This window comes from Flammeovirgaceae bacterium (genome assembly GCA_015180985.1).
Lineage (GTDB): Bacteria > Bacteroidota > Bacteroidia > Cytophagales > Cyclobacteriaceae > UBA2336.
On the sequence record CP054185.1, the window covers coordinates 365,670 to 381,679 of the forward strand.

The window sequence follows — 16,010 nt, forward strand, 5'->3', positions numbered from 1 at the left end:
TTGAACCGATTGAAGTTACTCGCAGCTATAGCTTATGTCCTGCTTGCGGCAGGCCCTGCCGTTATTTCAGCAAGCGCTCAGCAGGATACCACACAACAATCCTACCGGCCCAGCCGCAGACCTACTTTTCAGTTACGCGACCGGTATGGTGATCCTTTCTCCAACACCACCACCCTCTCGCCCTTATTTCTTAAAGAACCAACCCAAGTCAGCTACGACATTGAACTGGACTCAACCCTTAACTACACCCTTTATGAAAAAATCGGTAACCTGAACTACCGGCCGGTTACTACCATGTCGTTCGAAGAGTTTAACGCTTACCAGGAACGGCAGCTATTAAAAAGTTACTGGCAGGGTAAGTCGCGTAGTCAGCTGGGCGAAAGCCCCGTCAGCAACCGGGGGTTTGCTCCTAAAATTTTTATCAGCCCCGTACTCGACCGGATTTTTGGAGGCAGCTATGTGGAGCTGATACCCCGGGGATTCGTTACACTCGATTTTGGAGCCTCCTTTCAACGCATCAACAATCCAAATATACCCATCCGCCAACAGCGAAACGGGGGCTTTGAGTTCGATCAGCAAATCAACATGAGCGTAATCGGTAAGGTGGGCGAAAAACTTGCTGTAAGCGCCAACTTCGATAACAACAATTCTTTTGACTTTCAAAACAATATGAAGGTGGAGTACACCGGGTTCAAGGAAGACATTCTGAAAAAACTGGAGATTGGTAACGTAAGCCTGCCGCTGAATAATTCCCTCATTCAGGGGTCGCAAAACCTGTTTGGCGTTAAAGCACAATTGCAGTTTGGTAAAATGTATGTAACCACTATTGCTTCCACACAACGTGGTAAGGTTTCTTCCATTGACATTCCCGGAGGCAACCAGGGGCAGGGCAGGCCTTTTGAAATTATTGCTTCCAACTACGATGAAAACCGCAATTTTTTCCTGGGTCATTTCTTTCGCGATAACTATGAAGAATGGCTGAAAAACCCACCCCAGATTTACTCCGGTGTAAATATAACCCGCGTTGAAGTGTACCTTCTTAACAGAAATAACGATACCCAAACCCTGCGCAACATTTTAGGGCTTATGGATCTGGGTGAAGGCTCGCGCGTATATAACAATAATGTACAAGCACGGGTACCCGGACCAAACGTAAACACGGCTAATGATTTGAGCCAGGTCTTTACACTATCGGGGGCTGACCGTGACGCCCAGGCAATTAATAATGTGCTTGAAAATGTACTCTACGGTTCCGGTGCTTTGGTTAACGGAACGGATTATGAAAAAATAACCAGTGCCCGTAAACTTAACCCCACCGAGTTTACCTTTCACAAACAATTAGGCTACATAACGCTGCTGCGAAAACTACAAAACGATGAAGCACTTGCGGTAGCCTACGAGTACACCTACAACGGGCGCACCTATAAAGTTGGCGAACTAACAGAGGATTACGCCAGCCGCCCGGATAACGAAGTTATTTTTTTAAAACTGCTGCGCCCCCGTAAAATAGCCATCCGCGATGCCCAGCAACGGATAATTCCTACCTGGGATTTAATGATGAAGAATATTTACACCTTAAACGTATCGCAACTCTCACGCGAAGGATTCCAACTTCGCATCGTTTATCGCGATGACCGTACCGGCATTGACAACCCGCAACTCCAGGAAGGCGTGAACGTCCGGAACCGGCAACTTATTGAAATATTTGGGCTCGATCGGCTAAACCCGGTTAACGATTTACAACGTGATGGCAATTTCGATTTTGTGGAGGGGCTTACTATTAACGTGCAAAACGGAATGATAATATTTCCATTTGTTGAACCCTTCAACACCGCACTTCGCAAAGCCTTTACAGGCGAACCTCAGGAAGATTTTTTAATTAACAAATATGTTTACGACACCCTGTATCGCACTACCAAAGCCGATGCCGAATTGCTTACCACCAAGAATAAATTTTTTCTGGTAGGAACCTATGTAGCCGGTTCATCTAAAGAAATACTTATCCCCGGATTTGGCGTATCACAGGGTTCAGTGCGAATCTATGCCGGAGGGACACCTTTAATGGAAGGCGTTGACTATACCGTAGATTATACCTTCGGGCGTGTTACGATTTTAAATGATGCCATTTTAAATTCCGGTAAAAACATTAGTGTACAGTATGAGCAGGCCGACCCGTTTGCATTCCAGACCCGGTCATTACTGGGTACCCGTTTTGACTACAAACTAAACGATGATGTTAATTTCGGGTCCACCCTGCTGTATTACAATGAGCGGCCACTCATTACCCGTAACCTGATTGGCACCGAACCGGCACGTAACCTGCAATACGGATTTGATTTTAATGTGCGCAAAGAAAGCCGGCTGTTAACCAAACTGGTGGATGCGTTGCCGGGCATCCAAACCAAAGAAAAATCATCCTTCAACTGGAGCGGTGAATTTGCCCAGCTGTTACCCGGAACATCAAACAAAGTACAAGGCCAGGGCACCGGCTATATCGATGACTTTGAAAATACGGCTACTCCTTTTTCATTAATGAACCCGGCCAGTTGGAAACTTGCGGCAACCCCCCGTACAGCCGACAACCGGTTTGACCCCGCCAACGGTGCCCTAAATGATATCCGAGCGGGTTTTAAGCGTGCCAAGCTGGCCTGGTATATTGTTGACAACCAGTTTTACCGCGATGGCGGACAGTTTAAACCACCCAATATTTCAAGTACTGATTTACAAAACCATTACGTACGGGCTGTTGGCCCACAGGAAATTTTTCCGCTCCGTAACCAGACACAGGGAAACTTCTTTGAAACTATTTTCGATGTGGCCTACTACCCTGCCGAACGCGGACCATTTAACTATGATACACAAAACCTAAACCCGGCTACGGGTGACTTCACCAATCCGGCCGACCGCTGGGCAGGAATTACCACCGCCATCCGCACCGAAGTGGACTTCGACAAAGCCAATATTGAATACGTTGAATTCTGGCTGCTCGATCCGTTCATTAACTACACTGAAAACGGAAAAATTATTGACGGCAAGTTTAACGACTTTAATACCACCGGTGGCAAACTAATTTTTCATCTCGGCAGCATTAGCGAAGACATTATGCGGGATGGCAAACATGCCTTTGAAAACGGCCTGCCACCCGATGGCGATGTAACCAAAGCCACCGAAAACAATTGGGGTTTTGTAACCAATCAGCAATACATAACCAATGCATTCGATAATTCTTCTTCATCACGAACGAACCAGGATGTAGGACTGGACGGTGTGCGAAACGACCAGGAACCTGTTAAGTTTCAGGATTTCTTAACCGAAGCGGCAGGCGCGCTTACCTCCGATCCGCTAACCGTACTTCAGGCCGACCCCTCAACCGATAATTTTGTTTACTTTTTCGGAAGCCAATTAGATGCCCGTAATGCCAAAGTGCTTGAACGTTACAAAAATTTTAACGGCACCGATGGCAATACCCCCATTACCGGCAACTCCGATATCGCCCGGTTCGGAAGCCCGTATCCGGACAACGAAGACCTGAATGCCGACAATACCCTGAGCGAGCTGGAAGAGTATTACGAATACAGCATTAACCTGAAACCCGGTGAGCTGGAAATCGGAAAAAAATACATTGCCGACAAGATTACCACCACAGCAACCGGTAGTTCCGACCTGGTAACCTGGTACCTGTTTCGCATACCGGTTCGAAATTTTGAGGGGCGCTTTGGCAACATTGACGGTTTCAAATCCATTCGGTACGCCCGCATGGTGCTTACTGAATTTCAACAACCCGTGGTGTTGCGGTTTGCCAATTTCAGAATGATCGGCAGCCGGTGGAGAAGGTACCTGGCCAGTCTGGAAGAAGCCGGATTGGTACCCGACAGCGAACCTGACTTTGACAATTTTACCGTTTCAGTGGTAAACATTGAAGAGAACGCTGCGCCTGATCCGGCTGGCAATAAATCGCCCTATGTAGTACCTCCCGGCATTGTGCGCGACCGGGACAATACCTCCTCGGTTCCGCGCCAGCTTAATGAACAATCCATACAGGTGTGCATCGACAACCTGAAAGACGGTGATGCCCGGGCGATTTATAAGAATGTAGAAATGGACTTCTTCAACTACGGCCGGATTAAAATGTTTGTGCATGCCAACAGCGAATCGGACGATGACGACATGGTGGTTTTTATGCGCCTGGGTACTGATTTCGACCAGAACTACTACGAGGTTGAGTTACCGTTAAAAATCACTAAACCTGCCAACACCCAGGACCCGCGGGCCATCTGGCCGGAAGAAAATGAATTTAATTTTGATCTGGATAACCTGTACGCTTTAAAGGCCGAACGCGACCGGGTAAAATTTCCACTGCCTTTGGCGTATCCGTTGGAAGGACCCCGCATTATCGGCAGGCATGGCTTCCGCATCGTGGGGCGACCCGACCTGAGCAGTGTACGCACCATTATGATTGGCGTGCGTAATCCGCGCACGGCTGATAAGCGTGCTCACTCGGTGTGCATTTGGGCAAACGAACTTCGCCTGACAGACTTTGACCGCACGGCAGGATGGGCCGTAAATACCGCACTCGGTGTAAAACTTGCCGATTTTGCAACGGTATCCACCTCGGTGCGCTACACTACTTTCGGCTTTGGTAGCGTAAGCTCAAAAATCAGTGAGCGCACCCGCGAAGAAACCACCGCATTTGATATTACATCCAGTATCAATGTTGATAAACTATTGCCGGGTAATCATGGCATTGTAATACCCTTGCTGCTAAGTTATCAAACAACCACCATCAACCCCAATTACGATCCGGCCAATCCGGATCAGCGATTGGATGCCGCTCTTAAATCATTCTCGAGCGATGCCGAACGAAATGCTTACCTGAATATTATCCGCGACAGTGAGGTGCGTAGGGCAATTAATTTTACAAACGTCAGGAAAACCAAAGTCAAACCCGATGCCCGATCAAACCTGTGGGACATTGAAAATTTTTCATTCAGTTACCGGTATAGCGAAATTACCCGGAGAAACTTTACTATTGCTGATTTTCTGAAACAGGATTATGGTGGCTCCATCGCTTACAATTTTGCTCCGAAAGGAGCCGGGATTGAACCGTTTAAAAAATCAGAAGGTTTAAAATCACCGTATTTAAAATTCATTAAGGATTTCAACTTTAGTTTATTACCCAACAACATTGCTGTGCGGGGCGACCTGGATCGGTCCTTCTCACGAACCATTTACAGAAACTCGCTTTCCGATTCAGAGCCCAACTACCTTAAGTACTTTACCTTTAACCGGTTGTACAACCTGCAGTGGAACCTTTCAAAAAACCTGTCGCTTACCTATGCCGCCCGGGCCAACGCCATTATTGACGAACCCGAGGGTGACATCAACACCAAAGAAAAACGCGATAGCATAATGACTAACCTGAAGAAATTCGGGCGGATGAAAAATTTCGATCAAAGCGTAACCATCAACTACACCCTTCCGCTTGACAAATTCCCGGTTACCGACTGGCTGGGTGCAGACTACCGTTACCAGGTTAACTACAACTGGAAAGCCGGGCCGTTTAACAAACCCGATAACCAGGTTAAACCGGGTGAACAGGATTTACCCGACAGCCTGGACTTTAAAAACACCATCCAAAACAACCGCGACCAAACCCTTACCGGCCTTATTGATCTGGTAAAACTGTATAACAAAGTGGGGTTCTTAAAGAAAATCAACACACCGCCCAAACCCCCGGCACGCCAGCCCACCCAACCTGATACCACCAAATCCGCACCACCCCTGGTAAAAGGATTTTTACGGCTGCTTATGTCGTTACGATCAGTTAATGGAACGTACACCATTATTGAAGGTACAATATTACCAGGCTTCGAACCAACAACGCGCTTTCTGGGGATGGACAGGCAGTGGGATGCGCCCGGCTGGGGGTTTGTTTTTGGAAGTCAGAATCCGGATATCCGGTTTAAGGCGGCACAAAACGGATGGCTCACCAACTCCACTTCATTAACAGCACCCTTCACGCAATCGGTAACCCGGGCCATTAGCGCACGAGCCAATATTGAGCCCTCGCCCGATTTAAAAATTCAACTTGATGTTAAAAAAGATGTGACCGATGCTTACCAGGAAATATTCCGGTTTGATAATGTAATGAACGATTATATATCGCTTAACCCCAGTCGTACCGGCAGCTATAAAATTTCAACCATCGCCATTAAAACAACATTTCGCTCCGATAATAACGACCTGGCGTCTTCAGTCTTCAGGCAATTCGAACAAAACCTGGATGACATTACCAATCGTTTCAGAGCCATTACCGGAAATGAATATGATACCATCGGCCAGGATGTGATAATCCCTACCTTTATTGCAACCTATACCGGAAAAGATGTAAACAAAGTAAGCCTCAGTCCCTTCCCGAAAAACCCGTTACCCAACTGGCGTTTGGATTATACCGGATTAACTAAAATAAAAAGCATTGGCGATAAATTTCAATCGGTAACCATCTCCCATGCCTACACTGCGTCCTATGGCGTAATGAACTACTCCAATTCATTGCAGTACGGAGGTATCGATACCGTAGGTATTAACATACCGATTGAAAAATACAACAACGGAATATTCTCGTACCCTAATGCCAGCGGTCAGATAATTCCCATTTACGTTATCAGCCAGGTAATGATTTCGGAACAATTTGCGCCATTGATTGGGATAAACCTGCGCACGAAAAGCCGGTTTACGGCACGGGCAGAATACAAAACCAAACGCGACTTAGCCCTCAACATTTCAAACGCGCAAATTACCGAGGTAAACACCAAAGACGTTTCTGTTGAGATCGGCTATACAAAAAACAACATGCGGCTGCCGTTTAAATCGGAAGGGCGCACCATTGTACTGAAAAACGATGTAACCTTCAGAATGAACCTTACCGTGTCCGATCAGTCAACCATCCAGCGGAAAATCAACGAATTAAATGTGCTCACCAACGGCAACATCAACTTTCAGTTACGACCCAACATCAGTTATGTGGTTAACCAGCGGTTAAACATCCAGGCCTACTTTGAACGCACCATCAACGAACCGCTGGTTTCCAACTCCTTCCGCAGGGCAACCACCCGCTTTGGCTTCCAGGTACGGTTTAGCCTTGCCCAATAATTATACAGGCCGCCTCATCCGCATTACACAATTGTATTAACTTTGAGACTTTAACTTTCAATGCTATGAACATTCCTTCCGAACTGAAGTACACCAAAGACCACGAATGGATAAAACTTGAAGGCACAACAGCCACCGTAGGCATTACCGATTTTGCCCAGGGCGAATTGGGCGATATCGTTTATATTGATATTACCACCGTTGGCCAGGATGTAAACCAACACGATATTTTTGGAACCGTGGAGGCCGTAAAAACCGTTTCGGATTTATACATGCCCGTAAGCGGCAAAGTACTTGAGGTCAACCCGGCTTTGGAAGCCAACCCCGAAAAAGTAAACGCGGATCCGTATGGCGAAGGGTGGATGGTAAAAGTAGAGGTAAAAAATCCGGCTGATGTTGCCGCGTTGCTTTCAGCCGAACAGTATAAAGAACTTATCGGAAAGTAAGTTGTTTAAGTACATGCGGTGAAGCATGTTTAACCCGGCATGATCGAATTACCCACCATAGCGCCCCCGGCTAACCGAAAGCCCAACTGGCTTCGGGTTAAATTGCCCGTGGGCCCTGAGTACGCCAAAGTGCGCAGGCTTGTGGATGAACATAAACTGCACACCATCTGCGAAAGCGGCAACTGCCCCAACATGGGCGAATGCTGGGGTGCAGGCACAGCTACGTTCATGATCCTCGGCAACATTTGTACGCGCAGCTGCACGTTTTGTGCAGTAGCCACCGGCCGGCCAACCGAGTACGACACAGAAGAACCACGAAGAGTTGCCGAAGCCATTAAAACCATGGGGGTTAAGCATGCTGTTATTACTTCGGTTAACCGCGATGAACTGAAAGACCGGGGCGCTGAAATCTGGTACCAAACGGTTGTACAAACAAAACAACTCAGTCCGGCAACAACCATTGAAACGCTGATACCCGATACGAAGGGAAACTGGGATGCTCTTTACCGGATGATTGAAGGCGGCCAGGAAGTGGTGAGCCACAATATGGAAACCGTGGAACGCCTGTACCGGATGGTACGCCCGCAGGCAAAATACGAGCGCAGCCTGGAACAACTTAAACGCATACGCGAGGCCGGCAAGCGAACCAAATCGGGTATTATGCTGGGTGTAGGCGAAACCAAAGAAGAAGTATTCAAAGCGATGGATGACCTGGTTGAGCACGGGTTGTTGATTTTAACCCTCGGCCAATACCTGCAGCCCACCAAATTGCATTTGGAAGTAGCCGAATATATCCATCCTGATACTTTTGAAATGTATAAAGAAGAAGGTTTAAAACGCGGCCTTAAATATGTAGAGGCAGGCCCATTGGTGCGTTCTAGCTACCATGCCGAACGGCATGTGAACGTGCCGTTGGAATAAATGCTTTATTGGCCTTCTAAAAATTCAATATCACCCTGATCTTTAGGCCTGTTAGTAGCTTTCTTTTCTTTAAGTAAATCTTTTCTCTCCAAAACTCTGAAATGAAGACCCTTAAAGGTTCCGGCATCCGCACGCTCATAGCAGGCATCGAAATCATATTCCTTAAATGCCTTAAGTGCTTTAAACGGTTCAACAATAAAACCTGTTGAGCCCAACCTGAACTCGGTAACGCCCGGTACACGTTCAAATTCGGTAATTTTATCAAGTCCTTCCATACCATGGCGCATCAGAGCAGTTTTCAGCTTACTGATGTTCTCGGGCGTGTACTTTATCCATAAATCAAGGTCGTTGGTTGCCCTCACAAAACCATGAAAGGCCATAGCAAAACCGCCCACCAGCAGATACTTTACATCCAACTCCTGCAGTGTTTTTAAGAAGGAGTACACTTCGTCATCGTTCAGGTCAATCGGGGCCATATGCGTATGCCGGGGATTTGCGTTATAAAAAGAAACAGCCATACGGTTTACCGCAGAAAAAAGGTTCAATCGTTCTTGTACCGTGGCTGCCCGCATTAAGTTAAAATTACAAAAACCTTTTTAAAAACACGGTTTTACCGTTTTTACGAAAGTATTTTAAATCGATATTGCCTGTCTTACATTTGTGGCACTTTTCAAAACCGATTTTCACCTATACTGTTAATACCACATGAACTTCGATCCCAGCTACACCGAAAAATTTGAATCGCGCCACAACGGGCCTGATGCACAGCAGATTGACCAGATGCTTAAGGTTATCAACGCATCAACCATTGACCACCTGATTGACCAGACCGTGCCGGCAACCATCCGGCTGAAAAAAAAGTTAAACCTTCCTCCGGCAAAATCCGAAGCGCAGTTCCTCAAGGATTTCAAACAACTGGCTTCGCAAAACAAGGTGTTCAAATCCTACATCGGTATGGGATACTACAACACCTATACTCCCAATGTTATTCTGAGAAATATTTTGGAAAACCCCGGATGGTACACAGCTTACACTCCATATCAGGCCGAGATCGCCCAGGGCCGCCTCGAAGCGCTAATCAATTACCAGACTATGGTAATTGATTTAACCGGTATGGAAATCGCCAACGCCTCATTGCTCGATGAAGGAACGGCAGCAGCCGAAGCAATGCATCTGCTTCACGCATCGGTAAAGGCATCAAAGAAAAATGCCTCAACTTTTTTTGTTGATAAGAACACCTTTCCACAAACTATTGATGTACTGAAAACCCGTTCGGCTCCCCTCGGCATTAACCTGGTGATTGATGATGTAACGAAACTGGATGTTACCAACCCCGATTTGTTTGCCGTACTTGTTCAATACCCCGACAACAACGGTGCCATTACCGACCACACCGCCTTTATACAAGCTGCACATGAACACGATGTGTTTGTAGCGGTAGCGGCCGACTTACTGGCGCTTACGTTATTGAAATCACCCGGTGAAATGGGGGCTGATGTAGTAGTTGGTTCAAGCCAGCGGTTTGGTGTGCCTATGGGTTTTGGCGGTCCGCATGCCGCTTACTTTGCTACAAAGGATGAATTTAAACGCCAGATGCCTGGACGCATCATAGGCGCTTCGGTAGATGCACAGGGCAAGCCCGGCTACCGCATGGCCCTGCAAACACGCGAACAACACATTCGCAGAGAAAAGGCTACATCCAACATTTGTACAGCCCAGGTACTGCTTGCTGTCATGGCCGGTATGTATGCGGTTTATCATGGACCGGACGGCCTGAAAAAAATTGCCGGCCGTGTGCATGCCTTAACCAACACGCTTAATGCAGGGTTGAAAGCTGCCGGATTAAAGCAGGTAAATAACCAGTACTTCGATACCTTAAAAGTTGAGGTTAAAAACAAAGAGGCCATACGCCAGGAGGCTGAAAAGCGCGGAATAAACCTCCGGTACTTTGATGACAACCACATCGGCATTTCATTAGATGAAACCACAACTACCGATGACGTTAATCAACTACTCGAAACTTTTGGCGTAAAGACCCCTTCACAGGTACAAGGCGAGGGAATACCCAAGAACCTGCATCGCACATTGCCCTTCTTAACTCACCCTGTATTCAACTCGCACCATGCCGAGCACGAAATGCTGCGTTACATCAAGAAACTGGAAAACAAAGATCTCTCCATGGTGCACTCGATGATCTCGCTTGGCTCCTGCACCATGAAACTGAATGCCACCACCGAAATGATTCCGGTAACCTGGCCTGAGTTCGGGGCCATCCACCCGTTTGCTCCGGCCAGTCAAACGAAAGGCTATCAGCAACTCATAAGCGATTTGGAAACCTGGCTTGCCGAAATTACAGGCTTCACAGGTGTTTCACTGCAGCCCAACAGCGGTGCTCAGGGAGAATATGCCGGCCTGTTGGTAATACGGGCTTATCATCAAAAACGAAACGAAGGCCATCGCCACATTGCGCTCATTCCGGCTTCGGCCCACGGTACCAATCCGGCCAGCGCGGTAATGGCCGGCATGCAGGTGGTAATCGTTAAATCAGATGAAGACGGTAAGATTGATGTTACCGACCTTAAAGCAAAAGCCGAACAACATAAAAACAACCTGGCCTGCCTGATGGTAACTTACCCTTCAACACATGGCGTGTTCGAAGAGGCGATTACGGAGATATGTGAAACCATCCATCGGCATGGCGGATTAGTTTACATGGATGGCGCCAACATGAATGCGCAGGTGGGGTTGACGTCTCCTGCAAACATTGGTGCCGATGTTTGTCACCTCAACCTCCATAAAACATTTTGCATTCCGCATGGCGGGGGTGGCCCCGGCATGGGCCCGATCTGCGTGAATGATAAACTCAAACCCTTTCTTCCGGGCAACCCGGTAGTGAAAACCGGTGGTGAACATGCCATCACAGCCGTATCCGCAGCGCCTTGGGGCAGTGCGAGCATTCTTACTATTTCATACGCCTACATTGCCATGATGGGCAGCGAAGGTTTAACCAATGCCACCAAACTGGCCATACTCAATGCAAACTACATTAAAGATCGGCTGAACGGTCATTACAAGATTCTTTATACAGGAACCAACGGCCGCTGTGCGCACGAAATGATTGTTGACTGCCGTGATTTTAAGAAAGCCGGAATCGAAGTGGAAGACATTGCCAAACGATTGATGGATTATGGCTTCCATGCACCTACGGTTTCCTTTCCGGTAGCCGGAACACTGATGATTGAACCTACCGAAAGCGAAACCAAGGATGAACTCGATCGCTTCTGCGATGCGCTGATCGAGATACGAAATGAAATCCGCGAAGTAGAAGAAGGTAAGGCCGATAAAGAAAACAACGTACTGAAACACGCACCGCACACCGCACAAGTAGTTACAGCAGATGATTGGAACAGGCCCTACTCACGTCAAAAAGCGGCTTATCCGTTACCGTATGTACGCGAAGCCAAGTTCTGGCCAAGCGTTAGCCGGGTGGACAATGCCTATGGCGACCGTAACCTGGTGTGCAGTTGTTTGCCGGTTGAAGCCTTTGAGGAGCGGAATGAAGCAGTATCCGCCTGATTACTGGAACATATACCACAGAACACCAAGCAGGGTAATAAAAATTGCCGCAAGCCAAACATACAGGAGCCACTTCACTGCACGCTCCGATGAAGATGTGATCTGCTTCATGCGTTCAAGCACATAGCCTCGCTTGCGCGGTTCTTCTGTGTTTTTGTTGGCCTCCATTCACCGAAAATTTGGCTTTTATGCAAAACTGAAGGATATAGTAACCTCATTTTAACCCGTACTGGTCAATCAGGTAAATCAAAGCGGCCATCGAAGCTGCCCCCAGTTCCAGTTCGCGTTTATCCACTTTGTCAAACGTATCTTCCGGAGTGTGATGATAATTGAAATACCGCTGCGAGTCGGGCAGAAAACCCATCAGCGGAACGCCTTGTGGCGCCAGTGGACTGATATCAGCACCGCCTCCTTCCTGGTTGAAATCAGTAAGTCCATACGGCTCAAGTAACGGTCTCCACCCTCTGATTTTTTCTTTTGCCTTAGGATCAACGGGCACGGTAAACCCTCGTGGGGTAAACCCGCCCCTATCGGATTCCATGGCCGCAATGTGCTTTTCCTTTTTCAATTCAGCCTGGCGGGCATACTCAATGCCACCGCGCAGGCCGTTTTCCTCATTCATAAACATTACGGAACGAATGGTGCGTTTAGGCTTATAACCCATTGCTTTGAAAATACGCAGCACTTCAATGGATTGCACACAGCCGGTGCCGTCATCATGCGCGCCCTGCCCTAAATCCCAACTATCAAGATGCCCGCCAACAACAATAATTTCATCGGGGTATTGTGAGCCTTTTAATTCACCGATCACATTAAACGAGGGCGCATCAGGCAATTGCTCGCAATGGGTTTCCATGTAGAATTTCAGATCCTTATCATCTTTCAATAATTCGCTGAGCAACTCGGCATGGCGCGTAGCCATGGCAATAGCCGGAATTTTCGGAACGTTCAACGCATACCGCAACGAACCGGTGTGCGGATAATCCTCCAGGTTCACACCCATCGACCGAACGATGGCACCAACGGCACCATACTTGGCAGCTTCAGAGGCCCCGTTGGCGCGCTGATCAACCGCACCACCATACGATGCAAACATCTGCAGCAGTTTCGGATCCATCGGGCGATTGTAAAAAACGATCTTTCCCTTAATTACTCCTTTCTCGCCCAAAGCTTTCAACTCATCCCAGCTTTTAACTTCCACCACGTTGGCCAGTACGCCACCAGGGCCGGTACCTATAGAGTTACCCAACGCGCATACGTTTACTTCCTGCACGCCCAGTTTCCTGGAGTTTACTATGCGGCCTATCTCCTTTTTTCCACGCACCCAGTGGGGCACCATTACCGGCTGTAACCACACCGAATCAAACCCGTACCGCTGCATGATGTGGCGCGTCCACTCCACCGAAGCTGCCGCACCCGGTGATCCGCTCAGCCGCGGGCCGATGGTGTTGCACAGGTAGTCAAGCATCTCATACGACTTACCCCGGGCAAGGGCTTCGTCATAAATTTTCCGGATGAATACTTCATCAGTCGCCTGCCCGAAAATCAAAACCGGTGCAGCTACAAGTAAAAACAAGGTAATGCGGAATCTCATGGAAATAATGTTACAGTTAGTTTAACGTTAATCAATAACTCTTGCATTTTTAAGGATGTACATATGATGCTCCGGATCAAAATCATTCAGAAATAAAACACCTTCAATGGTAATTTGCCTGGACACAAATTTTATGGTTTGCTTCGTTTGAAGTTCCACCACTGTTTCCGGTCCCGCACCTCCACAGAAATAACACTGGTTAAAGGGTAGCGATGATAGCATGTATTCATTTCTACCTCCTAATTCAGCCATCGGGATTAAATACCCTTTAACCCGAACTACCTTGCCGTTATAACTCATTAGCCGCTTGCTGAATTTTGGTGATTCAATTTCAAAACCCGTTTCCGGGCTGGGTTTACTTTCGTACCCTACTTCGGCCAACACCTGCCACACATTGATATCCTGTGCCTGAACAGGCGTTGTAAACACCAAACCGATCAGTATTAACTTTCTCATAGAGTCATTACCTTGCGGAAAGATAATTTCTTTATCCCGTAAATGATCGAAAATTTATTGTTAGCCGGTGCCGGACTGATTGGTGGCTTAATTGCCGGACTTACGGGAATCGGTACGGGGTTTATGATGTTGGCCGTTATACCGCTGGTGCTAAGCCGGTTTGGCGTGCCTGAACAGCATTACGTAACGGTAACGATTGCCAACGCCATTTTTTCCACCATGGTATCATCGCTGGCAAATATGGCTACCACCATCCGCGGAAAATCGTTTTACCTGACCGAGACCAAATGGACCGCTGTGGGGGCTGTGATCGCATCGTTTGTTATATTCGAAACCATCGCCAAGAGCAGTTTTTACTCGCGCACGCTCTTCAATTCGGTAGTTGTTTTCTTCATGTTCATCATCATCATCCAGACGTTTAAAAAACTAAAACTTTCCAATCCGCAGGATGAACACATTACGAAAACAAGACTATTACTAACCGGTGGAGCAGCAGGCACTGCTGCCGCGTTAACCGGCTTGGGCGGTGGTACGCTGGTTATCCCGCTGCTTAACCTCTGGCAAAAGGTGGACATCATGAAAGCCAAATCTATTTCGTTCGGCACCATCTTCGCCATTGCCTTGTGGCTTACAGTGAACAACCTGTTTCTGGAGCCAACTTATCCTATTCCGGGCAGCTTTGGCCTGATTGTGTTCCCCATGATTTTACCCATTTCCATTGGCGTACTCATCGGCTCGCCTATCGGGGTTGTGCTCAGCCATAAAATACCGGCACGTACCGTAACTATTCTGTTTCTGGTGGTGATCAGCATCGTAGCCATACAAAAAATTGGCGAACTGGTGTGGCTATAAACAAAAGGAGGGCGTGAGTTAATTAATTCGTAACTTCGATGACTCAAATGATTTGCTATGCCCTTTCTTTTTGATTCGTTCGAGAACTGGAAAAAATATACCAACGACAATAAGCTTACGCTGCCACAGGTGGTAATGGAATACGAACGCTCCCAGCGCGGCCGAACCGATGAGGAGATTATAAAAGGGCTTGAAAAAGCCTGGACCGTGATGAAAGAAGCCGTACACACGGGCCTTACCGAAGAAATGAAATCACGGTCGGGTATGGTAAACAACGGAGCCAAGAAGGTGTATAATTATCCGTTGCCGGTTCTTTCAAAAGAATTTCAAAACCTGATTTCGCGTGCGCTGGCTGCCAAAGAAGTTAACTCGTGCATGGGCCGTGTGGTAGCGGCTCCTACTGCCGGTGCCAGCGGCATTATGCCGGGTGTACTGTTTACGCTTCAGGAAATCCACAACGTTGATGACAGCAAAATCATTGATGCCATGCTGCTCGCAGCAGGCGTGGCGCTGATTATGGAACAGAAAGCCAGCATTGCCGGTGCCGTGGGTGGCTGCCAGGCCGAAACCGGAACGGCTGCTGCCATGGGGGCAGCTTCGGTTGTGTATTGCCTGGGCGGAAACACCGACCAGGTTTTCAATGCCGTAGCCATTACCGTGCAGTGCATGCTTGGTTTGGTGTGCGATCCGGTGGCCGGGTTGGTAGAAGTGCCCTGCATTGTTCGCAATGCCAGCGCTGCAGCGATTGCCTTCAGCTCAGCCCAGATTGGCCTTGCCAATGTAAGCAGTGTAATCCCGGTTGACGAAGTGATAGAAGCCATGGGCGAAGTGGGCGCCAGCATGGAAACTCGCTACAAGGAAACGGCACTGGGCGGGCTGGCCGCCACCAAAACCGGGCAGGCTATTGCCAAAAAAGTCTTAATTCACGATATCGAAGTGCTGCCGGATGAAGACATGAAGTAAAAGCATCTATCTCCCCAGATCAACTCATGAAGTCCTTTTAAAATGTTCCA

General features: G+C 47.8%; 10 protein-coding genes. 6 read left to right on the forward strand and 4 right to left on the reverse strand.

Annotated features, from left to right (window positions below):
- The first annotated feature begins 63 nt into the window (after positions 1-63).
- The 3 genes from sprA to lipA all read left to right on the forward strand — a co-directional run bounded on the left by sprA (position 64) and on the right by lipA (position 8,519).
- Entirely contained in the window at positions 64-7,152 is a 7,089-nt protein-coding gene (gene sprA / locus HRU69_01805) for a cell surface protein SprA (GenBank protein ID QOI98798.1), read from the forward strand.
- Positions 7,153-7,217: 65 nt separating this feature from the next.
- Positions 7,218-7,598, forward strand: coding sequence for a glycine cleavage system protein GcvH (gcvH, locus tag HRU69_01810; GenBank protein QOI96286.1), 381 nt, complete (start codon positions 7,218-7,220; stop codon positions 7,596-7,598).
- A 39-nt stretch (positions 7,599-7,637) separates the two neighbouring features.
- Positions 7,638-8,519, forward strand: a complete 882-nt coding sequence (lipA, locus tag HRU69_01815) for a lipoyl synthase (GenBank protein ID QOI96287.1) — start codon at positions 7,638-7,640, stop codon at positions 8,517-8,519.
- A 5-nt stretch (positions 8,520-8,524) separates the two neighbouring features.
- Here the strand turns inward: lipA and HRU69_01820 are convergent, their stop codons facing one another.
- Positions 8,525-9,037 carry a hypothetical protein gene (locus HRU69_01820; GenBank protein QOI96288.1) on the reverse strand — a complete coding sequence of 171 codons (513 nt, stop codon included), beginning with the start codon at positions 9,035-9,037 and terminating at the stop codon, positions 8,525-8,527.
- A 187-nt stretch (positions 9,038-9,224) separates the two neighbouring features.
- Here HRU69_01820 and gcvP point away from each other — a divergent pair, with 187 nt between their 5' ends.
- Positions 9,225-12,095, forward strand: coding sequence for an aminomethyl-transferring glycine dehydrogenase (gcvP, locus tag HRU69_01825; protein ID QOI96289.1), 2,871 nt, complete (start codon positions 9,225-9,227; stop codon positions 12,093-12,095).
- On the opposite strand, the gene HRU69_01830 is transcribed toward gcvP, so the two are convergent.
- From HRU69_01830 to HRU69_01840, 3 genes are read right to left on the reverse strand one after another with little or no spacing between them, the layout of a single operon-like run.
- Positions 12,096-12,263 carry a hypothetical protein gene (locus HRU69_01830; GenBank protein QOI96290.1) on the reverse strand — a complete coding sequence of 56 codons (168 nt, stop codon included), beginning with the start codon at positions 12,261-12,263 and terminating at the stop codon, positions 12,096-12,098.
- Positions 12,264-12,309: 46 nt separating this feature from the next.
- The gene (locus HRU69_01835; GenBank protein QOI96291.1) at positions 12,310-13,689 is read right to left on the reverse strand and encodes a M20/M25/M40 family metallo-hydrolase; all 1,380 of its coding nucleotides are present in this window, start codon (positions 13,687-13,689) and stop codon (positions 12,310-12,312) included.
- 27 nt (positions 13,690-13,716) lie between these two features.
- Positions 13,717-14,145, reverse strand: coding sequence for a hypothetical protein (locus HRU69_01840; GenBank protein ID QOI96292.1), 429 nt, complete (start codon positions 14,143-14,145; stop codon positions 13,717-13,719).
- A 42-nt stretch (positions 14,146-14,187) separates the two neighbouring features.
- Between HRU69_01840 and HRU69_01845 the strand changes: the two genes are divergently transcribed.
- Both HRU69_01845 and sdaAA read left to right on the forward strand, forming a co-directional pair.
- On the forward strand, positions 14,188-14,997 hold the full coding sequence (locus HRU69_01845) for a sulfite exporter TauE/SafE family protein (GenBank protein QOI96293.1): 810 nt from the start codon (positions 14,188-14,190) through the stop codon (positions 14,995-14,997).
- A gap of 57 nt (positions 14,998-15,054) precedes the next feature.
- Complete coding sequence (sdaAA, locus tag HRU69_01850; GenBank protein ID QOI96294.1) at positions 15,055-15,960, forward strand: L-serine ammonia-lyase, iron-sulfur-dependent, subunit alpha; 906 nt, start codon at positions 15,055-15,057, stop codon at positions 15,958-15,960.
- Positions 15,961-16,010: the final 50 nt, after the last annotated feature.